The sequence below is a fragment of the Nocardia camponoti genome (assembly GCF_014646135.1).
Taxonomy (GTDB): domain Bacteria; phylum Actinomycetota; class Actinomycetes; order Mycobacteriales; family Mycobacteriaceae; genus Nocardia; species Nocardia camponoti.
In genome coordinates this window covers 1,409,949-1,432,274 of record NZ_BMMW01000002.1, presented here as the reverse complement: position 1 = coordinate 1,432,274, position 22,326 = coordinate 1,409,949, and the positions used below count along the sequence as shown (strand labels likewise).

The following is a 22,326-nucleotide window of genomic DNA, read 5'->3' as shown; positions in this document are numbered from 1 at the left end:
CGATGTGTGCCGGGCTTTTCGTTGAGCGGATGACGAGATTCGAACTCGCGACCCTCACCTTGGCAAGGTGATGCGCTACCAGCTGCGCTACATCCGCGTGCCCCGTTTGAACCTTGCGAGTTCGTTGCGGTGCGAGATGAAACTTTAGCCGCTACCCCCGGGATTCACGAAATCGAGTGGTCAGCGCCACAAGCCGCTAGCCGTCGCCGTTTTCCCGCGCCGCCTTGCGGGCCAGGCGTTCGGCCGCCTCCTCCTCGTCCAACACGTTCGCTTCTTCCAACGTCGGCGCGCTGCCGCCCAACCGGGCTGGAACCCAGTACGCGCCCGGCTCGTGCTCGTAGGACTCCTGCAAGTCGGCAAGCATCGCCTGCATGGTCGAGCGGAGTTCAGCCGTGAGCGCGTCGGCAGGTTCGTATGGCTTGATCGGGGTGCCCACGGCAATCGAGATGGGAGTGTTGGTGCGGCCCAAGCGCTTTGGGAAGCCCTTCGTCCACACGCGCTGCGCGCCCCAGATCGTGATCGGGATGATCGGCACGCCAGCTTCCAGCGCCATCCGCGCCGCGCCGGACTTGAAGTCCTTGATTTCGAAGCTGCGGCTGATCGTCGCCTCGGGGTAAACGCCAACCAATTCGCCCGCGCGTAGGTACTCGACGGCGGCCTTGTAGGAGTCGGCGCCAGCGGTGCGGTCGACGGGAATGTGCTTGAGTGCGCGCATGATTGGGCCCGAAATCTTGTTGTCGAACACATCCGACTTCGCCATGAACCGGATGTACCGGCCAGGCGTGCGAGCGGGCAGGCCAGCGTAGGTGAAGTCCATGTAGCCGGTGTGGTTGATCGCAACCACAGCGCCGCCGGTCGCGGGGATGTTTTCCGCGCCCTTCACAGTGAACTTCAGCCCTTCGACGAAGAAGATCGTTCGGGCAAGACCGATGATTGACCGGTAGACGGGTTCCACAATTGCGTTAGCGTAGTCGCAGAACGTCGCGCGTGGGAGGGCGGTTTCGCGCTCATCGAATCCGCTTCGCGCGCCCAAACAGTGATCCCGGCGACCGGGTACAACCTGGGAAAGAGGAATTTCGCAGTGCAGCGCTTCCGCCCCGAACTCGGCCGTTCATCTACCGCACGCACGGCAACCGCGCTGGTCGCGGGCGCGCTCACCGCGACCCTGCTCAGCGCGTGCGATTCCGTCGTCGGGATTCCTGGCGAAGAGGCGCCTGTCGCGGTCACGTCGATAACGCCAACGACCAGCGCGGCGGCGCCGAGCATCGCCGTCGGCGAACCAGCCCCAACTCGCGCGACAACGTCGACGCTGCCGCCCGTCCCCACCGACGCACCCCAGGTCGGCGCGGTTCCCGGCAACGCCGCCGCAGCGCCCGCGGTCCGCCGCTGGGCCAATGACCTCGCCAACGGCGTCGATCTGCAAGACAAATGCTGGTCAATTCCGCCGCGCACAGTCACCGACACCGCCGACAACGCCCAATCAGTCCTCGCCGCGCTCACCCAGCCCGGCACGGTTTCGGGCGAGAACGTGGTCTGGCGGAACCGGTCGGTGACCGTGGTCGTGGACCAACGTTCGATCGCATCGGGATACGCGTGCGGGCGGTCGTTCGCCGCCGGTGTCGAGCCGGGTTACGACGACGCCGACGCGCGCCACACGGTCCGCCGCTACCTCGCTCGCGCGACCGGCAAACCCCTCGACGCGACCGACATCGAAGCCACCTACCCCCTGACCTGCGCGGCGACAACAACAACCTGGGATCCAGAGGGCACTGGCAACCCCACAGCACCCCCGCTGGCCCGCGACTCGGGCAAAGTAGGCAATGTCACCTCGTTTGTTGAGCAAGAGCTACGATCCGATCACATTCGTGGCAGCTACCTGGCAGTTCAGGTCCCCGTGAGCACCGCGACGGGGGCCGCGAAAACCCGAACATTCACCCTCGCGCCCACGACAATGGGCTACTGCATCGGTGACGTAACGGTTTAGCCACTACCCTGGTTGGCTGGTACCGCCGGATCAGGAGGAACAGCTCGTGCAGATCACCAGCGTCGGACACGCCGGCTTCCATATCCAAACCGAGGCCGGGACGATCCTGTGCGATCCATGGGTCAATCCCGCCTATTTCGCCTCGTGGTTCCCGTTCCCGGACAACTCGCAGCTCGACTGGGAGTCGCTCGGCGATGTCGACTATTTGTATGTGTCGCATCTGCATCGCGACCACTTCGACGCCGAGCACCTGCGCCGCTACGTCAACAAGGACGCGGTCGTACTGCTGCCCGACTACCCGGTGCTCGACCTGCGTCGCGAACTTGAGGCGCTCGGGTTCACGAAGTTCTTCGAGACGACCGACTCGGTAAAACACACCGTGACCGGCCCGAAGGGGTCGCTCGACATCATGATCGTCGCCCTGCGCGCGCCCGCTGACGGGCCGATCGGCGACTCGGGCATCCTCGTCTCCGACGGCGAGACCGTGTGCTTCAACATGAACGACGCGCGTCCGGTCGACATGGACGTTATCCACGACGCCTTCGGCCAGATCGACATCCACCTGCTGCAGTACTCGGGCGCGATCTGGTACCCGGCGGTCTACGACATTCCCGCCCGCACGAAGGCCAACTTCGGCAAGCAGAAGCGTCAGCGCGGGATGGACCGCGCGCGTTCCTACATCGAGCAGGTCGGCGCGACGTGGGTTGTCCCGTCGGCTGGTCCGCCGGTGTTCCTCGACGACGCGCTGCGCTACCTCAACGACGACCAGGGCGACGAAGGCAACATCTTCCCTGATCAGATGGTGTTCCTCGACCAGATGAACATCCACGGCAACAAGGGCGGGATCTTGATGATCCCCGGCTCGACGGCCGACGTGCATGGCTCCGAACTTGAGCTCACCCACCCGTTCGACCCCGACCGCATCTACGGCGACAAAGCCGCCTACATCGCCGAAATGGCGGAGCGGTTCGCCCCGGTTTTGGCTGCGGAAAAGGCAACGTGGGAGACCGGCGAAGGCTCGCTGCTTGAGCCGCTGCGCGAGCTGTTCGAGCCGATCATGAAGCAGTCGTCGCTGATCAGCGATGGTATTGGTTACCCGGTTGGGTTGGTTGTCGGCGACGAGACCATCGTCCTCGACTTCCCGCACCGCACGGTTCGCGCGCCCCTTGAGTCCGAGGGTCGCTACCGCTACGGCTTCCGCATCGCGCCCGAACTCGTCCGCACGGTTTTGCGCGACAACGAGCCCGACTGGGTCAACACGATCTTCCTGTCGACCCGCTTCGAAGCGTGGCGCATCGGCGGCTACAACGAGTTCCTGTACACGTTCTTCAAGTGCCTCACTGACGAACGCATCGCCTACGCCGACGGGTGGTTCTCCGAGGCTCACGACGACTCGGCGACCACTGAACTCGACGGCTGGGAAGTGCAACGCCGCTGCCCGCACTTGAAGGCCGATTTGTCGAAATTCGGTGTGGTTGAAGGCAATACGCTTACGTGCAACCTGCACGGGTGGCAGTGGGACTTGGAGTCGGGACGTTGCAAGACGTCGAAGGGGCATGAGCTGCGCTCGACGAAGTTGGGCTGACTGTTCGATGGGGTAGGCCTCGCGGTCGTCGCGTTACGCGCGGCGAGCTTGAGCCTCGGCGTCCTCGTAGGGTGGGCCCCCGCTATGCGCGCTGCGCTCGCCCGTGACCGGTATCGGCATAGTCACGACGGACCGCTGCGGTTGGGCCTGCCCTCGTCGCGTGGAGCTCTGGCGATTGCGCGAGCTCGCTACGCCCCGCGCGCTTGTTCGATGATGCGCAGCGTTTCGATCGCGTCGCGCGGGTCGATCGGGACCGGGGTGCCATCCAGGATCGCGGCTGCCATTTGCGCGTAGAAGGCGGGGTAGTCGCCGTCTAGCGTGGGGATTTTCTGTTGAATCTCCCCTGCGCCGAACGTGCCCCAGTTTTCGGGAGTTGTTGCGCCCCACGGCTTTCCGTCGTATGGTCGGCGGCCAGCTCTGAGGTCCGCTTCCTGGGGATCTAGCCCGTCGATCGTAAAACCGTTGGTGGAACCCAAGATTCGGAAGCGCGGGCCTAGCTGGGGCGTGACCGCGCTCATCCATAAATGCGAGCGCGTCCCGTTGGCGTGGGTGAGCGCGAGGAAGACGTCGTCGTCCGCGGCGATGCCGGGGCGGCGGCTGTCGAGTTCGGCGTAAACGTCGCTGACCGGGCCAAATAGGGTGAGCGCCTGGTCGATGAGGTGGCTGCCGAGGTCATAGAGAATGCCCGCGCCCTCGTCGGCGGACCCAGCGTCGCGCCAGGTTCCCTTGGGCACTGGCCGCCAGCGTTCAAACCGCGACTCGAACCGGCGAACGTCGCCGAGTTCACCTGAGTTGACGAGGTGCTCAACAGTGCGAAAGTCGTTGTCCCACCGCCGGTTTTGAAAGACGCTAAGCGCGACGTTTCGCTGTTCGGCTGCGGCGACAACCGCTTCCGCTTCCGCCGAAGTGACAGCGAACGGCTTGTCGACAACGACAGGCAACCCAGCATCAATCGCGCGCAGGGCAAGGTCGGCGTGAGTGTTATTGGGCGAGGCGATCACGATGAGATCGATCCCTGCCGGATCATCGAAAAGCTCATCGGCGCTGGCGTATACGCGCACGCCGGGATGCTCTGCTTGAGCTTGCTTGGCGCGCTCGTCAGACCCGGTGACCACGGCGGCAACCCGCATCCGAGGTTCGGCAGCGATCAGCGGCGCATGAAAAACCGCGCCCGCGAGCCCATATCCGATGATGGCGACACCCAGCTGTTCCACGGCCTCGATTATGCGCGCTGGGTAACCCGACGTGGCCGTGCCCGACACGCCGATACCGCTGGAACGCAACCAAGTGGTTGCGTTCGACGTAGCAAAATCGTGCACGTTCGACGCCTCAGTGGCCGAAGTCGGGGGTCGAGGCGCGAACCTGCACGAATATGCCATGCGGCCCTCGGCGCGTCGGCTGAGAAGACTGCACCTCGGGCGTGGCGGAACTAGTCGGCGCGCGGCGGCAGCCAGGTTGGAATCATCACCGCGCCAAGCAGCAAGATCACGCCGAGCAAGGCCATCGTCAGCGACATGGACAAGAACGTGCTGGTCAGGGCTACAAAACCGAATACCGCAAGCGCGACGATCTCCGAAAGCAAGCCGGAAATTGAGGTGACGGTTGCGCGAGCCCGACTTTCGATCGCTTCCTGAAGGCGCGCTCCCGCGACCACTTCGGCGGTGAAGTCCGCGCCGTAGCCGATGCCAATGGCGACGAACCCCACCCAAAGCCAGCCGATCCCGACAACGAGCGCACCCGCGATGAAGATGGCTCCACCTGCGAAGAGCACCACGGAAAGCACACGGGCAGACCATGTTTCAGCACGTCCGGCTAGCGTTGACCCAACAAGCGAACCAACAACGACGACCCCGAGCAGCACCGCCGACATCCCCGCCGACGCCCCGCCCGACACGGCAAGCAGCCCAAAGTATTCGTCAAACGCGGTGATCCCATAAAGCAGCGCACCGAGCAGCACCCCACGCCGAACCCGCTTGACCCGCAGCGCTTCGTCGATGCCGACGCGGAGGACCTCCACGTAGGACTGCAGAATGCCCGGCAGGCTGGCACGCCCGATCTCGCCACTTCCACGCGCCGACGATGGTTTTACTTCTCCAGTGCTCGGCGCCGCGGTGCTCGACGTCGCGGCAATCGGTATCGCGGTGGCCGGCGTCGCGGTGACCGGCGCAACGGTAGTCGGTGCCGCCTTGACCGGTGCCGCGCTGATCGGCGCTGCGGCGAGCGGCGTCGCGGCGACGGATGCCGCGCTGGCCGGCGTCACAGCAGTCGGCGCCGCAGTGACCGGTGCCGCGATGACGGGTGCTGCGCTGGTCGGCGCCGCGCTCCTCGGCGTGGGCGCGCATTCGGCGACCGGCGGCTCCTGAGTAGGCGGGGCACTATCGGATGCGCTGGGTTCGACATCGCACGAGGCGTTACTGGGTCGCCCCTGACCGCCCACCGCAGCGGGCGGCGCGGCAACGGGATCGGCCTCGTCCATCACCACGGAACCCCAGCGGGGCGGCTCGGTGACCGGCGACCCAATCGCGCCCGACAACGGGCCCGATTCGCCATCCTCCAACCCCTCAACATCGCCGACCGAAACCGCGACTGGCGCGCTCGGCAACGCGACCGCCGTCAGCATGTGCAACACCGCGAAACCCACGCTGACCCACCCCACCAGCGCGTATCCACCCCACGCATACAGCGGGCCAGCCGATGCGATCGCGACAAGCACCGTCGCTTCCTGCGCCGCACGCGCCCACCCCATGATCGACGCGTATTCGCCCACGGCATCACGCGCTACGAGGTCGTCGTAAAGCAGCGCTTCAAAGGTGCCCGATTCGATCGACCCCGCGATGCCCCACACCACGAAACCAACGGCGAACCCGCCGAAACTGGGTGCCAAAAGCCATATCGCGAACACCGCCGCCTGCAACAGCCCGCTCAGGATCAGCAGCCCACGCCGCGAAACCGTGTCGGCCCATGCACCCGACGGCACCTCAAGCACGAAGGCGGTTACCGACCAGATCGCAAGCAACAACGAAATCTGGGCCGTCGACAACCCATGATCGGCGAAGAACACGCCATAAAGCCCGTAAATGGGCAGCAGGTCGCGCGAACCCTTAAACGCGACAGCACGCAACCGCAGCCCACGCACATCACCAGGCCGCAAGCGCTGACTCAGCTCAACTCAACATCGATAGATAAGCATCCGCATCCCTCAATGCTGCGCCCCGGCCACCAACCCAGTCAACCGAATTCCGTCAATCCCCGGCGCTGACAAACGTCACGTTCCCCGCCGCGCGTCGAGTTCGACCATCATCCGATCACGGCCACCTTCGCCGGAACCCCCTAAAGCGGGATCCAACCTTTCGCCGCCATCGCATCATCGGCTCGGCCGCGCCCTTCGTGCGTCGAATTCGACCATCATCCGATCACGGCCACCGTCGCCCGACTCCCCTAAAGCGGGATCCAACCCTTCGCCGCCATCGCATCATCATCGGGGTCACGGGGCTGGTCGCCGTTCAGGTCGTTGATCAGTTCCGAAACCGGGTGCGAATCGCTGTAGTGGTAACCCTGCGCGAGGGCGAAGCCCAGTTCGGTCAAAACCGCTGCCTGGTATTCCGTTTCAACACCCTCGGCGATCACCTGCAAGTCGAGTGACTTGCTCAATGCCGCGATTACCCCAAGCAGCGGCGGGGCGGGGGAATCGGAGCGGATTGCGGCGACGAACGACTGGTCGACCTTCAAAATGTCGCTCGGAATGGTCGCCAATCGGCTCAACGACGAGTAACCCGTGCCGAAGTCGTCGATCGCGATGCGGACCCCTCGGTCGCGCAACTTGTGCAGGTTCGCGATGGCCGTCTGCGACTCGGCGGCCAGTTCGCTCTCGGTCACCTCAAGCACCAATTGCTGGGCGGGCCAACCTGTTTCGGTCAAAATCCCGGCAACGCGCTCGGCGTACTCGGGCTCGGCCAACTCAAGGCCAGACACGTTCACATTCAACGTGAGGTCGAGCGTCTCGAAGCTCTCCTGTAAGCGCGCCGCGTCCGCGCACGCCCGGCGCAAAACGAGTTCGTCCAGGTCGGAGATGAGGTCGTATTCCTCGGCGACGCGAATGAGCCCCTCAGTCGTGACCTCCGGCTGCGCGTTCGACGACCACCGCAGCAGCGCCTCAACGCCAACCGCCTGCCCGCCGTCCTCGGTGAGGCTGACGATCGGCTGGTAGTGCACGTCGAGCGCACCGCGGTCAATCGCCTCGCGCAACTCAACCGCGAGCGGCAGTTGACGCGACGACTCAAGCACCGTCCGGTTGCGACCGGCCTGCTTTGCCCGGTAAAGCCCAACGTCAGCACGACTAATCAGCAGCGAAGCCGACTCACCGGGCTGCCACGACGTGACACCAGCCGAGCACCCCATCGTGACCGCGGCGCGCAGCTGTTCGGTGAGCAGAATCGCGGCCTGCTCGGTGGTGTCGGGCAAAAGCAGCGCGAAGACGTCGCCGCCGAAGCGCGCGAGTGCCTGGTCGGGCGAAAGCAGTTCGAGCCAACTGTCCGCAACTCGCTGGAGAACAGCGTCGCCCGCGCGATGACCGAGGTGGTCGTTGATCTTCTGGAAGCGGTCGAGGTCGACCAAAACCAGCGACAACCCGTTCCCACTGCGACTTGCCGCATCAATAGCCGGGTTGAGCTGCTTTTCGAAACCACGCCGGTTGAGTAGCCCGGTGAGCACGTCGATGTCGGCGTCGGACGCCAATCGCGTCAAAATGCCAACGACCACGCCCGCACCAAACGTGACGCCCGCCGGAATCAGCCCTGACCACCACGGCAACCCACGCGCTGGCAGCACAAGCAAACACAGGATCATCGCGAACCCGATATGGGCCATCGCCTGCGGCCACGCGAAGAACAGCGCGGCGTCGCATGCGACGAAAACGAAGAACGACGCGAGCGTGATGCCGCCGACCAGGTTGGGGAAGTCGTAAACCGCGATCGCGACGAGCACGGTCGCGGTTGCGAGGTAGAGGTGATGCAGCGCGTGCGGCATGCGCGGACCCCACGCGAGCAGCGTGAGCCCAAGCAGCACCGAGATCGCCGCCGCGATGCCGACAAGCGCGCGATTGCCGTCATGACCTGGGGCGACGGCAGTGATCATCAGGCCGAGGACGCCACCGAGCACGTAGAACGCTCCGGTGGTCCTTGCCATAACCTTTGCCGTCGCCAACGCCGATGCCGCCCGGACCCGGGTTCGGGTATCGCCGCGCGCCCCGATTCCTCGCACGTGCACCAGCCTAAATGTAGGGAGCTCTAGATGTTTGCCAGATTCGCTAAATGCACGCCCAGCAAACAGTGACTCACATTATGGTCGCAACACGTCGGTGCCGACAAATGGCACAAGCGCAGCGGGAACGCGCACGGAACCGTCGGCCTGCTGGTGGTTTTCGAGGATCGCGACAATCCAGCGCGTGGTCGCGAGCGTGCCGTTGAGCGTCGCCGCGATCTGCGGTTTGCCGTTCTCATCGCGGTAGCGGACCGAAAGCCGACGCGCCTGGAACGTGGTGCAGTTCGACGTGGAAGTCAGTTCGCGGTAGGTCTGCTGGGTCGGTACCCACGCTTCGCAGTCGAACTTGCGCGCGGCGCTGGACCCAAGGTCGCCAGCGGCAACGTCGATGACACGGTAGGGCACCTCGATCGCGGCGAGCATCTCACGCTCCCACGCGAGCAGGCGCTGATGTTCGGCTTCGGCCTGGTCAGGCGTGGTGTAGACAAACATTTCGACCTTGTCGAACTGGTGCACGCGAATGATGCCGCGCGTGTCTTTGCCGTAGCTGCCCGCTTCGCGACGGAAGCACGACGACCAGCCGGCGTAGCGCTTCGGGCCCTCGGAAAGGTCAAGGATTTCTTCGGAGTGGAAGCCGGCGAGCGGCACCTCCGACGTGCCGACGAGGTAAAGGTCGTCCTCTTCGAGGTGATAAATCTCGGCCGAATGCTGACCGAGGAAGCCCGTGCCAGCCATGATTTCCGGACGAACAAGCACCGGCGGAATCATCATCGTGAAGCCGTTCGCGACGGCCTTCTGCGCGGCAAGCTGCAACAGACCCATCTGCAACAGCGCGCCGTAACCGGTGAGGAAGTAGAACCGCGAACCCGAAACCTTCGCGCCGCGTTCCATGTCGAGCAGCTTCAGCGACTCACCAAGTTCGAGGTGGTCTTTGGGTTCGAAGTCGAAAACCGGTGGGGTGCCCACGGTTTCGAGCACGACGTAGTCGTCTTCGCCGCCAGCTGGCGCGCCCTCTTGAACAACGTTGGACAGCGCGCGGTGGGCAGCGTCGAGGTCGGCGTCGGCAGCGCTCTGGGCGACCTCGGCTTCCTTGACCTTGGTCGACATGTCGCTCGCGGCGGCAAGCAGCGCCGGGCGCTCTTCCTTGCTTGCCTTCCCGATGACCTTGCCCATCGCCTTGTGCTCGGCGCGCAGGTTGTCGGCGGTCGCGACAGCGGCACGACGGGCGGCGTCGGCTTCGAGCAGCGCGTCGACGAGGGACGGGTCCTCGCCGCGAGCACGCTGCGAGGCGCGGACGACATCGGGATTCTCACGCACGAAACGGAGGTCGATCATAAGAAAACAGCCTAGTCAGCTTGAAAAGGGCATAGTTGCGGGGGTGGGAACCTCTTTCGACACCGCCGCCATCGATTCCGCACTCGCAGACCTTTCCCGGGGGGAGAAATCCTGGGCCGCAACGCCTCTGAGCAGGCGTCGCGAATTGCTCGACGAAGTCCATGCGCTCACCGCCGCGAATGCCGAAGCGTGGGTCGCTGCCGCGCTCGTGATCAAGCAGCTTGCCGCCGACAGCCCGCTCGTCGGCGAGGAGTGGCTTTCGGGCCCGGCCACGTTGCTTAGCGCAACGGCCGCGCTGAGCGAGACGCTTTCCGCCCTTGAACAGGGCAAAAGCCCCCTTGACGGCGTTGCGCTGGATAGCGCGCCGGGCGGTCGCGTTTCGGTTCCCGCGCTGCCGCACGGCATCTACGACAAGCTCCTGCTGAGCGGTTTCAGTGCCGATGTATGGCTGCGCCCCGGTGTCGACGCCGCCGCCGCGCGCGCCAACGCGGGCCTTGCCCAGCTCGATCCCGCGGCCACTCGGGGCGTTGGCGCGGTGCTCGGCGCGGGCAACATTATGTCGATCGCGCCGCTCGACACGCTGTATGAGCTTTACGCGAACAACCGTGTTGTCGCGCTGAAACTCAACCCGATCACCAACCCGCTGCTTGAGGTTTTCGAAACGGTTTTCGCGCCGTTTATCGAGGCTGGCTTCGTGCGCATCCTCACCGGTGGCGCTGCTGAGGGCGGCTACCTCGTGAACCACGACCTAGTCGACCACGTGCATATGACCGGCGGCGCGCCGACGCACGACGCGATCGTGTGGGGTGTCGGCGAGGAAGGTGCCGCCCGCAAGAAGTCCGGCGAGCCCCTGCTGACCAAGCCGATTACCAGCGAACTCGGCGGCGTCGCGCCCGTAATCGTCGTGCCCGGCGACTGGTCGGATGCCGATCTGAAGTTCCAGGCCGAACACGTCGCGACCATGCGGCTCCACAACGGTGGCTACAACTGTGTCGCCGCACAGACGCTGGTGTTGAGCGCCGATTGGCCGCAGAAAAAGCAGTTCCTCGCCGAGCTGCGTAGTGCCATTGACGCCGCGCCCGCGCGCCCCGCGTACTACCCGGGCAGCGACAACCGCGTTGCCGACGCGCTGTCGAACTATCCCGAAAGCCAGCGCGCGAACGGTCGCCTCCTCGTGGAAAACCTCCCGACCAGCGACACCCCGCTGCTGCGCACCGAGTACTTCTCGCCCGTGCTCGGCGTTGTTGAACTGCCCGGTACGGGGAGTGAATTCCTCAGTGCCGCAGTCACTTTCGCGAACGACGAGCTGATCGGCACGCTCGGGGCGAACCTCATCGTGCACCCGCGAACCATCAACGAACTCGGCAATGCCCTCGACGACGCGATCGAAAAGCTGCGCTACGGGACGGTCGCGGTGAACGCGTGGACCGGTCTCGCGTTCCTCACGCCGCGCGCGAGTTGGGGCGCGTTCCCCGGCCACGTGCTCGACGACATCCAGAGCGGCGTCGGCGTTGTCCACAACGCGTTCCTGCTCGATGACGTGGAACGGACCGTCGTCCGTGGCCCGTTCCGGCCAGCGCCGCGCGCGGTGTTCGCTGGCGAATTCGTGCTGAGCCCGAAGCCGCCGTGGTTCGTTTCGAACAAGACCGGAACCGGCACCGGCAAAGCGCTGACCGGCTTCTACGGCGACGGCAAACTCAGTCGTCTGCCCGGCATTTTCCTGTCCGCGCTGCGCGGGTAACCGTCACCTACCCGCGCTCGCGCGCGCGACTCCTATGATGGGCGGCGATGGCTAAGCAGCGGAGTGATCGGTCACCTAAATCCTCGCAACCCGCGTCCTCAGGGCGCGGGTCAGCGCTGCATTTGTCAGCGAGCAAACTGCGGTGGGGTCTGGTTATCGGCGCGCTTGGCGCGGTCATCGCCGCGCTGGTGAGCATGGCGATCGGCTTCGACAACGACACCGGGCTCGAAGCCCATCAGCCCGGTTCCGAACCTGTCGTCCGCGACCGCGAGTTTTCCTCCGCCGCCAAAGGCGACTGTTTGACCTGGTCAAAGCCCGATCGAAGCGACCTCGCCCGCGTGAATTGCGGCGAGAAGCACCTGTTCGAAGTTGCCGCGGTGATCGATTTGAACGCCTACCCTGGCCGTGAATTCAGCGGCGGCACACGTCATCCCGACTCGCTGCGCATGACCGAACTGCGCGATGAACACTGCGTGCCAGCGGTCCAGGCATACCTTGGCGGCCGGTTCGATCCGCGTGGCAAATTCATGGTGAACGTGATGTCGCCTTCGCCCGCCGGTTGGCAACACGGCGACCGCACGCTGCGCTGCGGAGTCCAGGTCGCCGCGACGGCGAACAGCCCAGCGTCGACAGGTTCGGTGACCGCCGCTGACCAATCCAAGATCCACGAGCCCGGAACGTGCCTCGGCATCAGCCAAAACCTGCCGACCGACCCAGTCGACTGCGCGCAACCGCACGCGGTTGAGATCGCTGGCGTTGTCGACTTGGCAGCGAATTTCAACGGCGGTCCACCGTCGGAAGCCGACCAGGACAAGTACCTCGAAGCCGAATGCACGCGCCTGAGCACCGACTATTTGGGCAGGCCGGACGCCATCGGCGACAAAACCCTCACGCTGTTCTTCGATCACCTCGACCCGAACAGCTGGCTCGCTGGCAGCCGTAAGCTCGACTGCTGGCTTGGCAAGGGGGCTGATCGCGAAGGGTTCGCGTCGATCGTTGGCACCGCGCGTGGCGACATTCTCATCGACGGTCAAGCGCCGGTCGCGCCGCCGAAAACCGGCAGGTCAACGCCCGCTCCCCTGCCCGGCGCCGCCCCGCTCCCGCCGCAACCACAGCCGCGGTAATGCCGCACTCGATGTCGGCTGCCCGCTTCGAAGAGTTGGTCAGCGACGCACTCGACAAGATTCCGCCCGAATTCGCCAACGCGATGGACAACGTCGTCGTGCTCGTTGAAGCGCGCAGCGACGAAGACCCGACCATGCTCGGGCTCTATCACGGCATCGCGCTCACCGAACGCGATTCCTACTACGCGGGTTCGCTTCCTGACACCATCACGATCTACCGAGACGCTATCCTTGACATCTGCAACTCCGACGACGACGTTGTCGACGAGGTCGTCATCACCGTGATCCACGAAGTCGCACACTATTTCGGGATTGACGACGACCGGTTGCATGAGCTGGGATGGGGCTAGAAGACAGCAAGAAAAACTCGGGTGGGGAAATCTTTCGAGAATGTGGAACCGATCGACCCGCTCGCGCGTCCTATCACTCGTAGGGGGAATTCTCGTGGTTCCCGATAGTCGCCACCAGAAGGAGTCGGGTCATGGTTGGACACGTTCTTATCGCACCTGAAATCGTGCTCGCCGCCGCAGCGGAGCTCGATCTGCTCGCTGAACGGCTGGCTGCGGCCGCCATGCTCGCCGGGCCGACAACGCACGTGCTTCCGTCAGGGGCGGAAGAGGTTTCGCTGCTCGCGGCCAACCACTTCAACCGCGCGGCGGCAACGCACGACAGCGCGGTCGCACAGGGCATCCTCGAACTGCATCACGCCGCCGCAACGTTGCGCGCGCAGCTAGCAACCAACATTGGGGAAGACGCGCTGCACGCGGCAACCATCACCGCGGCCGGTCTCTGAGCGCCCGCATCTAAAAGGGGAGAAGAAAGCATGACCGCAGGAATCACCGGGGTGTTCTGGCTGCCCCGCATGGCCGAAGTCAACTCCACCACGCTCAACGCGGGGGCGCACGCGGTGCCCATCTCGGCAGCGGCCACGTCGTGGGGCACGCTCGCCGCCGTTTGGGGCGAGGCATCCTTCACCATCACGCGCGTTATCGCCGAGGTCGGCGTTGGTTTGCAGGGCATCAACGGTCTCGCTGTGCTCGGCCGACTCGCGCCGTTCCTCAACTGGACCGGTCAGCAGGCCATCATGGCGGCGACGATGAGCGCGAAGGCCACCGCCAACGCAACGGCGTACACCGTCGCTTCGCTCGCGATGCCCAGCCTGCCCGAGATCATCGCGACCAACACGGCCGTAGCCGCGTCGGCCAACCCGCCCGGTGTCGTTTCGGGTGCGTTCGAGGTTGCTGAGGTCGCGCGTCACGCGATGGATATTCGCGCGGCGCTCGTCATGGAGACCTACGAGGCGGCAACAACCGCAACGGTCATCACCCCGGGGGATTTCTCGATGCCGCCCGCTATCGCCAATGGCGCTGGCTCGGCCGCGCAAGCGGGCGAGAACGCCTTCGGTGGCGATCCGGTGCAGGTAGCCGCTGCCGCCGCGCAGGCGTTGCTCGCCAACCCCGGCGGCATCGCTAGTGCAGCTAGCCAGGCCGCGCAGGTTGCTGGCAGCGTGGTCAGCACCGGTGTTGGCACCGCAAGCAACATTGCCGCCGCCGCACTGGGCACCGTGCCTGCCGCAACCGCCACCCTTCCCGCTGGTACCGCGCTTAGCGCGCCCGCGGTTTCGGGCCTTGGTTGCGGCACGTCCACCGTCTCGGCCGCTGGGCTTGGCGGAGTTTCGCTCAACGGGTCGGCGCTAAAGCTGCCCGAGGGCTGGGGTGCGCCGCAGGCCAACGTCGCGGCGGGTGCGCCTGCCACCGAGTCGGTTATCACGCGTGGTGCTGAAACCGCTCCCGCCCGCACAGCCGCCACTGGCGGTAACCCGCTCATGGGTCGCGGTGCGGGGGCAAAGGAAGAGGAAGACGCCGAGCACAAGGCCAACGACTACGGTCGCGACGCCGACGCGTTCACCGACGGTCGCTACGCCGCCGAAGGCGTGATTGGTGCCGACCTCGCCGGGTCGGCCAAATGACAGTGCTCGGTGCGGGAGGCTCAGGCGCACTCCTTGAGGCAGTAGTCCTTTCCCTCGACGAGATGCAGTTCCTTTTGGAGGCACTGCAATTCGACGAGATGCCGGTCGTGCTCGACGCGCTAGGTCGCTACGACAATGTCGCCGCGCACGATAAGGCGATGCAAGCGGCTGCCGCCTCCCTCACCGAGCGCGAACTACTTTTTGGCGAAGTTGTCGCGCCGGAATTGGCCGAGCGGCTTCGGGTGCTGTACCGCCCGCAGTGGATCATCGCGCTGCGCTGGGTGGTTGGCGCTCAGGTCAACCGGTTCTGTCTCGCGCAAGGCGAAGACCGCGCGGTCGTCGCGTTGCGTGGGCCCGACTCCTACGTCATCGACGACGCTGGGTTGGACCTGCCGGGCGCGGTGGCGCAAGCGCTGGGTACCGCCGATGCGCTTGAGCTGTATGGGCTTAACGCACCAACGGAGGAACTGGCCCCGATTTTCGGCGATACCGGCGATGTCGCGGCCACTGCCGAGCGGCTCAGCAACGTAGCCAAACCGGCTACCGACGCACAGACGTTGGCATCAGCGCTGGTGGAAATCCACTCCTACGCCGAGATCGTCGGGGTTGCCTACGGCGAGGGCACGCGCACCATCGGCGACAACCACATCGCCGTATTCAACACGCGCGCGGGCAGATTCATCATCACCGCGAGTTTGGCCGAAGACGGGGTGAAGTGGTCGTCGGTCGCCAGCGGCACAGCGGCAAGGTTGCGTACCGCGATAGCGGATCTCATCGAGTCGCTGCCGCTGCGTGCCGAGTTCCCGGTGCGCAACTAGCCCATCGGGTCGTCGGTCTCCTGATGTTCCCGAACGTCGAACGGTGGCGTGAGTTTGCCCCAGCGCAAGCACTGGTAGCCACCGCTCGGTACAGGGAGTAGTTCGATAGTTTCGGTGTTGTCGAGGTGATTGGTCGCGGAGAACTCCGGCGCGAAGCCGGTCAGGGCCTTGGCGACCAATCTCATTGCGGCACCGTGGATTACAACGAGTACGTCGCCTTCCGCGTCTGCTTCCAGATGCGTCGCGCGTAGATCGTTGAGCACCGGCAGGAAGCGATCGAGTACTTCTTGGCCGGATTCGCCGCCGGGGGCGCGCACGTCAAGGTTGCCGAAGTGCCAGTCGGTGTAGATGGTTTCGAAAGCTTCGAAGGCTTCGCGGTCGCCACGGCCGTCCAGCTCGCCCAGTTGAACTTCGTATAGTCCATTGAGCACCTGGGGTTCCAGGTTGACGGCAGCGGCGATGTGCGCGGCAGTTTGCTTGGCGCGCAACGCTTCTGACGAGACAAGCAGTCGCGGGGGTCGCACGAGGTTCGCGCCAAACGACTTAGCCTGTGCCACCCCACGTTCCGTGAGGGGCGCACCGGGAAGTTTGGTGTCGAGCAGCTTGGCGACGTTGCCTTCGGTTTCTCCGTGGCGAACCAGTACGAGCTTGGCGGCGGTGCTCATAAATCGACGATCCCCTTTCGCAGTTGCGTTAACCATTCTGCGGCAGGTTCGTCGGCGGGAGGAGGCGTTCCGATCGCCGATGATGCGGGCCACGATCCAAGAAAGCGCACCTGGGCGGTGCGATGCAGGGCTTTGAGCGTTTCGGCGACGGCGGGGTCGTCGATGTGACCAACGCAGTCGAGATAAAAGCGGTAGGTGCCCATGCCAGTACGGGTTGGGCGCGATTCGATTCGCGTGAGATCCACTCCGCGCGTGGCGAATTCAGCGAAGGCGCGCATCAGCGAGCCGGGTTCGTTTGGTAGTTCGAGAACCACTGAGGTGCGGTCGGCACCGGTCGGAGAGGGGGCAACGGCGGGTTTGGTGACGAGCACGAAGCGGGTGACGGCCTGGTCGAAGTCGGCAACGCCGCTCGCAAGCACGGCAAGACCGAGGCGTTCGCCAGCGAGCGCGGTGGAAACGGCGGCGTCGGCGAGGCCAGCCGCGACGTCTTCGGCGGCGGCCGCGTTCGACGCCGACGTAACCGATTGGGCGGCAGGGATATTCGCGGCAACCCAGTCGCGAACCTGGGCGAAGGCAACGGGGTACGCGGCAAGCGAGCGCACGTCGGCGAGCTCGGTTCCTTGCCGACCCAGGATTGTGAACGCCACTTCTAGTTCGGTTTCGCCGATGATTTGCAGGCGTGGGCCAACGGCGAGGGAGTCGAGGGTGGCGGGGATCGACCCTTCGACGGAACTCTCGATCGGCACAACAGCGCCGTCCACTTCGCCGGAGCGCACCAGCTCAAGGGCAGCGCCCTGACTTTTCGCTGGCACGCGTTCTACCGGCGCGTCGAAGGCATCGGCAGCTTCGAACCGGGCAAGGGCCATCTCTGTGAAGGTCCCGGACGGGCCGAAGTAGGCGATGCGCATGTTGCCAGCTTATTACGGGGCGAACGTGGCGAGCGCTTCGCGCAATTGCGCTTCGGAACTTGTCTCGATCGCGAGCAGCACGGTTCTTGTCGCTTCGATCGCTGGCGGCTTCAGCGAGCGGACGAAGTCGATGTCGGGGTTGCGCAGGGCACCGATGATGTCGAATCCGCAGATCGCGGCAACCGTCGCGGCAACAACCGCAACCGCGCGCTCGCCGCTTTCGGTGCGGGCGATGTAGCCGGTGTCGGTGTGCGGGATGCCAGCGAGGAAGGCGGCGAGTTCTTCGTCGGGGATGTCGGCGTCGATGGTTGGCGCGGACGATTTCGCCGAGTTGAGTGGGCGCACTAGGTCGGCGACCAGGCTTTTTCGGGCCGGGGCCGACAGGGTGACGAGGACGGGCTCGCTGTGTTTTGCGTTGTCGTCGTGGTCGTCATGCGTCATACGACCACCCTAGATCGGCGATGGTGTTGCACTTCACGGTCGGTTGACTTAGCTTAGGTTTACCTAATTAACGGGAGGCTGGTGTGGTGAAGTCGAGCACGATGATCGGGCCGTCGACGGCGGAGCGGGTGCGCAGCGCATGTCGCCATGCGGAGACGGCGACGCTCGCGCTGCCAGCCGTTGAGCCGGTTGAGGTTGTTGTCCACCACCTGCGGCAATGCGGTGACGTGGTGCTTGCCGTTCGCGACGACGTCGTCATCGCCGACGGCACGTCCGCGGTTGTCGAGCTCACCGACCACGCGCCGCTGCCGCTGCGCGAACCCGTGCGGGCGCTTGTGTGGTTGCGCGGGCAGGTGCGAACGGTGCCGGTCGAAGCGCAACGGGCGCTGGCCGTTGAGGTGGCCAAGGAGTTCGCGCATCCGATGCTGCTCGACATTGGGCATGGGCTCACGCTCGTTCGGGTGCGCGTCGCGTCGGCGGTGCTCGCGAATGCGACGGGCGCGGAATTGGCCGACGAGGTCGAGCTGCGGGCGGCGAGCATCGACCCGTTCGCCGACTGGGAAGACTCGTGGTTGCAGCATCTCGCCGACGACCACGCCGACATCGTCGCGCAGTTGTCGCGCCACCTACCCGCACGGTTGCGCGGTGGGGTCGTAAAACCGCTCGCCATCGACCAGTACGGAATCACGCTGCGCGTCGAACACGTCACCGGCGATCACGACCTACGCCTACCGTTCAGCGCGCCCGCTTGCGATATCGAATCGCTCAGCATGCAGGTGCGGATTCTGGCTGGCTGCCCGTTCCGCAACGGTTTGCGCAACCGCTAAGCGCACGCCGGTTTTGCCAGCTTCGCCGCATACACTGCGCGAATGCGTGCGCCCGTTGAGCTGACCGACAAAGAACGCTTCGGCATTCGGGTCGAGATCGCCATCGTCCTGCTTGTCACCTTCGGGCTCAGCGGGTTGAGTTCGGCACTGTCCCTTCTTGATTCGGTTGTTTCGCCCGGCGGCATCGGTGGCCGTACCGTCGCGTTGAACGCGTCGCGTTCGGCCCAGTCGGTCATTGACCTGGCATTCCAACTGGTTGGCGTCACCCGACTGCTCGCGTGGGCCGCGCTCGGCGTTTATCTGTTGTGGCGCAGCGGGATTGGGCCGCGCATGATCGGCCTCGCGCGGATTCGTCGGCCCGATATCGTGCAGGGGCTCGGGCTTGCCGCGCTCATCGGATTGCCCGGTCTCGCACTGTATTTGGCCGCTCATGCGCTCGGCGTGAGTGTCACGATCATTCCGAGTTCGCTGTCGGAGCATTGGTGGCGGTTGCCGGTACTTGTGTTGTCGGCTTGCGCGAATTCCGTCGCCGAGGAAGTGCTTGTTGTCGCGTACCTGATCACGCGACTGCGTCAGCTCGGGTGGTCGGACAACCGCTCGTTGGTCGCGTCGTCGCTGTTGCGCGGCAGTTATCACCTGTACCAGGGCCTTGGCGGTGGCATCGGCAACGTGGTGATGGGCGTAATTTTCGCGCGATATTGGCAGCGGACGAACCGGCTGTGGGCGCTGATCGTCGCGCACGCGGTAATCGACACGGTTGCCTACGTTGGGTACAACGTCTTACGGGGACGCGTTTCGTGGTTGCCGTAGGCGCGCGCCCGCGTCCAGGGTCACAAACGTGACATAAGTCCTGCTAACGCGGCATCTATCGCAAGCTATGCATAAGTAATCCGTCGCGCAGCCCGCGTGGCGCGCTAGCGAGAAGTAGAGTTCCCGGTGATGAACGGCGACGCACCCCGCGAGGATCCACGTATGCGCCGGGTGCCGCCTCCTGCGGGACCCGGGGCACGACCGCGCCCGCCGCAGCCCGGCCAGCCGCCACAGAATCATCAGCCACATGTGAACCAGCCTCATGCGAACCCACACGGCGCGTATCCGCACGTCGAGCCGGGTGGCCCGCCGCCTCGTCGGCCTGGACCGCACGGCGCGCCGGGTGACGCTGCCACGGTTCGGCACAACCCGCCCGCCGACGGCCCAACACGCCGCATTCCCGGCGCGCCCACCGACGCCGCGACCGTTCGGCACACGCCCGGCGGTCCGCCCCCGGGCGCATCCCACGTCGAACCGACGGCCGTCATCCACCGCGACGGGCGCGGCAACGAACCGCTCGCCTACTCGCAAATGCCGCCCGCCGCGCCGAAACCGCAGCCGCGTCCGCATACACCGCCACCGACGCAACGGCCCGCGCAACAGCGCCACGCGCCAACCCAGCGACCGGTCCCGCATCACGACCCGCTGCCCCCGCGTCGCCGTACGCCTCCCCCCGCGCCGCCCGCGGCGAACGGCCGTCAGCCTCGACCGCGTCGTCGCCGTCGCCCGCTGCGCTGGGTCAGTTTCACCGGCATCCTGCTCATCGTCGCGCTGATCGCGGGCGTGATGTACCTCGACAACTCGCTGACCCGCATCGACGCGCTTGCCAACTACCCCGACCGGCCAGCCGACACCCCGGGAACGAACTGGCTGCTCGTCGGTTCCGACGGTCGCGCGGGGCTCACTGCCGATCAGGAAAAAGAGCTCGCGACCGGCGGTGATGTTGGCCCCGAACGCACCGACACGATCATGCTCGTCCACATCCCAGGCTCGGGGCCGACCACGATGGTGAGCCTCCCCCGCGACTCGTACGTGCCCATCCCCGGCCACGGTAAAGACAAGCTCAATGCCGCGTTCGCGTTCGGCGGCGCGCCGCTGCTGACCCAGACCGTCGAACAGGCGACTGGCATTCGCATCGACCACTACGCCCAAATCGGGTTCGGCGGCTTCGCCAGCGTTGTCGACGCGCTCGGCGGCATCGACGTGTGCCTCGACGAACCGATTTCCGACCCGCTCGCCGGCCTCGACCTGCCCGCTGGCTGCCAGAAACTCAGCGGCCCCGATGCCCTCGGTTTCGTGCGCACCCGCGCGACGCCGCTCGCCGACGTCGATCGCATGAAGCACCAGCGCATGTTCATGGCCGCGCTGCTGAAAAAGGCGACGAGCATCGGCACGATCGTCAACCCGTTCGCGCTGTGGTCGATGTCGACAGGTGTCGCTAAATCGCTGAAAGTCGATGAGGGCGACCACATTTGGAACCTTGGTGCGCTCGGTTGGGCGATGCGTGGCGAGACTGTGACGACGACGGTTCCGATCGGCGGCTTCTCCGACACCGACGTCGGCAACGTGCTCGTTTGGGACAAGGCGAAGGCGTCGAGCTTCTTCGACGCACTCGCCAACGATCAACAGATTCCGGCGGACTTGCGAACAGGGTAGGTTCGATTCATGGCCACCGACGGTTCGTTCGCGCAGCTCTTGCGGACTCAGATCCGCAACCAACTCACCTTGGCGCAGCAGTATTTGGCCGCCGCAGTCTATTACGACTCGCTCGATTTGCCGCAGTTAGCTGGCCAAACGTACCCGCGTTCGACCGAGAACCACGGGCACGCGATGCGCATGGTGCAGTACCTGCTTGATCGCGATGAGCCGGTGTCGATCGGCGGTATCGACGAGGTGGTTTCGGAGTTCGACTCGCCGCGCGCCGCGATGGCGTACTTGCTTGAGTGCGAGCACGTCACGACCAAACAGATCACGGAACTCGCGGCGGCAGCGCGAACGGCTAACGATTACCTCGGCGAGCAGTTCATGCAGTGGTTCTTGAAAGAACAGGTCGCTGACGTTGCCGAATTGATCACGCTTGTCCGCGTGCTCGACCGCGACGGCAATCTATTCGATGTCGAATTGTTTATCGAACGTGAACTCACGCCGGTTGTTGGTATCGATAACACCGCGCCGCGCATGGCGGGAACTTAGGGAATACTGTCCTCAATAAGGCTGCACTTGGATGACAAGGCGTTCTGGCCAGCGCTAATGTGGCCGCCATGTCGATTCATCCGGAACCTCCGCGCAGCAAATTCCTGAAGTTGCTTCATGATCAGATCCGGCATGAGTTCAACGCCGAGCACCAGTACATCGCCATCGCGGTGTGGTACGACAACAACGACCTCCCGCAATTGGCAAAGCGCTTCTACGCCCAGTCGGTCGAAGAACGCAATCACGCGATGATGATCGTGCAGTATTTCGTCGATCGCGATATCAGTGTTGAGATCGCGGGCGTCGACGCGGCTAAGTCGAAGTTCGCTGATGCGCGCGAGCCGATCGCACTCGCGCTCGCGCAGGAGAAAACCGTCACCGACCAGATCGTTCAGCTCGCGAGCACGGCCCGCGAAGAGGGCGATTACCTGGGCGAACAGTTCATGCAGTGGTTCCTCAAGGAGCAGGTTGAGGAAGTCGCATACATGACGACGTTGGTGAACATCGCCGATCGGGCGGGCTCGAACCTGTTCGATTTGGAAGATTTCCTGTGGCGGGAAATGAGCACGCCGCCCGAGGCTTCGGGTGGTCCCGCTGTCGCAGGTGGCGCGGTCTAGGAAAACACGTCAGCGCTGATTCGAACCCGCCGCATATCGGGTGCGAATCA

21 protein-coding genes and 1 tRNA gene are annotated in these 22,326 nt (G+C 65.0%); 13 read left to right on the top strand and 9 right to left on the bottom strand.

Annotation, left to right across the window (positions count from 1 at the left end; all coding sequences use genetic code 11):
* Positions 1 to 24: 24 nt before the first annotated feature.
* Positions 25 to 97: transfer RNA gene (locus IEX78_RS14600), tRNA-Gly, on the bottom strand.
* A 99-nt stretch (positions 98 to 196) separates the two neighbouring features.
* Positions 197 to 955: a lysophospholipid acyltransferase family protein gene (locus IEX78_RS14595; RefSeq protein WP_188829411.1), complete on the bottom strand. Its 759-nt coding sequence runs from the start codon at positions 953 to 955 to the stop codon at positions 197 to 199.
* A gap of 126 nt (positions 956 to 1,081) precedes the next feature.
* On the opposite strand from IEX78_RS14595, the gene IEX78_RS14590 reads away from it, so the two are divergent.
* On the top strand, positions 1,082 to 1,984 hold the full coding sequence (locus IEX78_RS14590; protein WP_229683963.1) for a hypothetical protein: 903 nt from the start codon (positions 1,082 to 1,084) through the stop codon (positions 1,982 to 1,984).
* Between the two features lie 46 nt (positions 1,985 to 2,030).
* Entirely contained in the window at positions 2,031 to 3,569 is a 1,539-nt protein-coding gene (locus IEX78_RS14585; RefSeq protein ID WP_188829410.1) for a Rieske 2Fe-2S domain-containing protein, read from the top strand.
* A 188-nt stretch (positions 3,570 to 3,757) separates the two neighbouring features.
* On the opposite strand, the gene IEX78_RS14580 is transcribed toward IEX78_RS14585, so the two are convergent.
* The 4 genes from IEX78_RS14580 to serS all read right to left on the bottom strand — a co-directional run bounded on the left by IEX78_RS14580 (position 3,758) and on the right by serS (position 10,163).
* Entirely contained in the window at positions 3,758 to 4,888 is a 1,131-nt protein-coding gene (locus IEX78_RS14580) for a Gfo/Idh/MocA family protein (protein WP_229683962.1), read from the bottom strand.
* 110 nt (positions 4,889 to 4,998) lie between these two features.
* A complete protein-coding gene (locus IEX78_RS14575) occupies positions 4,999 to 6,720 on the bottom strand; it encodes an MFS transporter (protein WP_188829408.1) in 1,722 nt (573 codons plus the stop codon).
* A 287-nt stretch (positions 6,721 to 7,007) separates the two neighbouring features.
* A complete protein-coding gene (locus tag IEX78_RS14570; protein ID WP_188829407.1) occupies positions 7,008 to 8,753 on the bottom strand; it encodes a putative bifunctional diguanylate cyclase/phosphodiesterase in 1,746 nt (581 codons plus the stop codon).
* 153 nt (positions 8,754 to 8,906) lie between these two features.
* Positions 8,907 to 10,163: a serine--tRNA ligase gene (gene serS / locus IEX78_RS14565; RefSeq protein ID WP_188829406.1), complete on the bottom strand. Its 1,257-nt coding sequence runs from the start codon at positions 10,161 to 10,163 to the stop codon at positions 8,907 to 8,909.
* A gap of 43 nt (positions 10,164 to 10,206) precedes the next feature.
* On the opposite strand from serS, the gene IEX78_RS14560 reads away from it, so the two are divergent.
* From IEX78_RS14560 to IEX78_RS14535, 6 genes are all read left to right on the top strand, one after another.
* Positions 10,207 to 11,904: an aldehyde dehydrogenase family protein gene (locus IEX78_RS14560; RefSeq protein ID WP_188829405.1), complete on the top strand. Its 1,698-nt coding sequence runs from the start codon at positions 10,207 to 10,209 to the stop codon at positions 11,902 to 11,904.
* 47 nt (positions 11,905 to 11,951) lie between these two features.
* Positions 11,952 to 13,028 carry a septum formation family protein gene (locus IEX78_RS14555; RefSeq protein WP_188829404.1) on the top strand — a complete coding sequence of 359 codons (1,077 nt, stop codon included), beginning with the start codon at positions 11,952 to 11,954 and terminating at the stop codon, positions 13,026 to 13,028.
* The gene (locus IEX78_RS14550; protein ID WP_188829403.1) at positions 13,028 to 13,378 is read left to right on the top strand and encodes a metallopeptidase family protein; all 351 of its coding nucleotides are present in this window, start codon (positions 13,028 to 13,030) and stop codon (positions 13,376 to 13,378) included. Before IEX78_RS14555 ends, IEX78_RS14550 begins: the two co-directional genes overlap by 1 nt.
* Before the next feature lie 131 nt (positions 13,379 to 13,509).
* Positions 13,510 to 13,821, top strand: coding sequence for a PE domain-containing protein (locus tag IEX78_RS14545; protein WP_188829402.1), 312 nt, complete (start codon positions 13,510 to 13,512; stop codon positions 13,819 to 13,821).
* A gap of 30 nt (positions 13,822 to 13,851) precedes the next feature.
* Complete coding sequence (locus IEX78_RS14540) at positions 13,852 to 14,997, top strand: PPE domain-containing protein (RefSeq protein WP_188829401.1); 1,146 nt, start codon at positions 13,852 to 13,854, stop codon at positions 14,995 to 14,997.
* Positions 14,994 to 15,815, top strand: a complete 822-nt coding sequence (locus tag IEX78_RS14535) for an ESX secretion-associated protein EspG (protein ID WP_188829400.1) — start codon at positions 14,994 to 14,996, stop codon at positions 15,813 to 15,815. The genes IEX78_RS14540 and IEX78_RS14535 overlap by 4 nt, the downstream gene beginning before the upstream one ends.
* Here IEX78_RS14535 and IEX78_RS14530 read toward each other — a convergent pair.
* Genes IEX78_RS14530 through IEX78_RS14520 form a run of 3 tightly spaced genes read right to left on the bottom strand, consistent with a single transcriptional unit; the run spans position 15,812 to position 17,829 of the window.
* Complete coding sequence (locus tag IEX78_RS14530) at positions 15,812 to 16,480, bottom strand: histidine phosphatase family protein (RefSeq protein ID WP_188829399.1); 669 nt, start codon at positions 16,478 to 16,480, stop codon at positions 15,812 to 15,814. The two genes, IEX78_RS14535 and IEX78_RS14530, sit on opposite strands and share 4 nt — an antisense overlap.
* Positions 16,477 to 17,388, bottom strand: coding sequence for a prephenate dehydratase (gene pheA, locus IEX78_RS14525; protein WP_188829398.1), 912 nt, complete (start codon positions 17,386 to 17,388; stop codon positions 16,477 to 16,479). Before pheA ends, IEX78_RS14530 begins: the two co-directional genes overlap by 4 nt.
* A 12-nt stretch (positions 17,389 to 17,400) precedes the next feature.
* Entirely contained in the window at positions 17,401 to 17,829 is a 429-nt protein-coding gene (locus tag IEX78_RS14520) for a hypothetical protein (RefSeq protein WP_188829397.1), read from the bottom strand.
* Between the two features lie 83 nt (positions 17,830 to 17,912).
* Here IEX78_RS14520 and IEX78_RS14515 point away from each other — a divergent pair, with 83 nt between their 5' ends.
* The 5 genes from IEX78_RS14515 to IEX78_RS14495 all read left to right on the top strand — a co-directional run bounded on the left by IEX78_RS14515 (position 17,913) and on the right by IEX78_RS14495 (position 22,276).
* Positions 17,913 to 18,656 carry a DUF2470 domain-containing protein gene (locus tag IEX78_RS14515; RefSeq protein ID WP_373291587.1) on the top strand — a complete coding sequence of 248 codons (744 nt, stop codon included), beginning with the start codon at positions 17,913 to 17,915 and terminating at the stop codon, positions 18,654 to 18,656.
* Between the two features lie 42 nt (positions 18,657 to 18,698).
* Positions 18,699 to 19,466, top strand: coding sequence for a CPBP family intramembrane glutamic endopeptidase (locus tag IEX78_RS14510; RefSeq protein ID WP_188829396.1), 768 nt, complete (start codon positions 18,699 to 18,701; stop codon positions 19,464 to 19,466).
* A 531-nt stretch (positions 19,467 to 19,997) separates the two neighbouring features.
* Complete coding sequence (locus tag IEX78_RS14505) at positions 19,998 to 21,122, top strand: LCP family protein (RefSeq protein ID WP_229684011.1); 1,125 nt, start codon at positions 19,998 to 20,000, stop codon at positions 21,120 to 21,122.
* A gap of 9 nt (positions 21,123 to 21,131) precedes the next feature.
* Complete coding sequence (locus tag IEX78_RS14500; protein WP_188829394.1) at positions 21,132 to 21,659, top strand: ferritin; 528 nt, start codon at positions 21,132 to 21,134, stop codon at positions 21,657 to 21,659.
* Positions 21,660 to 21,727: 68 nt separating this feature from the next.
* Positions 21,728 to 22,276 (top strand): ferritin, encoded by a 549-nt coding sequence (locus IEX78_RS14495; protein ID WP_188829393.1) that lies wholly within the window; start codon positions 21,728 to 21,730, stop codon positions 22,274 to 22,276.
* The last annotated feature ends 50 nt before the right edge of the window (positions 22,277 to 22,326 follow it).

Excerpts from the sequence above, each read along its gene's own strand:
- IEX78_RS14510 (WP_188829396.1), top strand. The coding sequence starts at position 18,699 with ATGCGTGCGCCCGTTGAGCTGACCGACAAAGAACGCTTCGGCATTCGG.
- IEX78_RS14535 (WP_188829400.1), top strand. The coding sequence starts at position 14,994 with ATGACAGTGCTCGGTGCGGGAGGCTCAGGCGCACTCCTTGAGGCAGTA.
- IEX78_RS14505 (WP_229684011.1), top strand. The coding sequence starts at position 19,998 with ATGCCGCCCGCCGCGCCGAAACCGCAGCCGCGTCCGCATACACCGCCA.
- IEX78_RS14530 (WP_188829399.1), bottom strand. The coding sequence starts at position 16,480 with ATGAGCACCGCCGCCAAGCTCGTACTGGTTCGCCACGGAGAAACCGAA.
- IEX78_RS14550 (WP_188829403.1), top strand. The coding sequence starts at position 13,028 with ATGCCGCACTCGATGTCGGCTGCCCGCTTCGAAGAGTTGGTCAGCGAC.
- IEX78_RS14545 (WP_188829402.1), top strand. The coding sequence starts at position 13,510 with ATGGTTGGACACGTTCTTATCGCACCTGAAATCGTGCTCGCCGCCGCA.
- pheA (WP_188829398.1), bottom strand. The coding sequence starts at position 17,388 with ATGCGCATCGCCTACTTCGGCCCGTCCGGGACCTTCACAGAGATGGCC.
- IEX78_RS14555 (WP_188829404.1), top strand. The coding sequence starts at position 11,952 with ATGGCTAAGCAGCGGAGTGATCGGTCACCTAAATCCTCGCAACCCGCG.
- IEX78_RS14570 (WP_188829407.1), bottom strand. The coding sequence starts at position 8,753 with ATGGCAAGGACCACCGGAGCGTTCTACGTGCTCGGTGGCGTCCTCGGC.
- IEX78_RS14540 (WP_188829401.1), top strand. The coding sequence starts at position 13,852 with ATGACCGCAGGAATCACCGGGGTGTTCTGGCTGCCCCGCATGGCCGAA.
- IEX78_RS14500 (WP_188829394.1), top strand. The coding sequence starts at position 21,132 with ATGGCCACCGACGGTTCGTTCGCGCAGCTCTTGCGGACTCAGATCCGC.
- IEX78_RS14495 (WP_188829393.1), top strand. The coding sequence starts at position 21,728 with ATGTCGATTCATCCGGAACCTCCGCGCAGCAAATTCCTGAAGTTGCTT.
- serS (WP_188829406.1), bottom strand. The coding sequence starts at position 10,163 with ATGATCGACCTCCGTTTCGTGCGTGAGAATCCCGATGTCGTCCGCGCC.
- IEX78_RS14520 (WP_188829397.1), bottom strand. The coding sequence starts at position 17,829 with ATGACGCATGACGACCACGACGACAACGCAAAACACAGCGAGCCCGTC.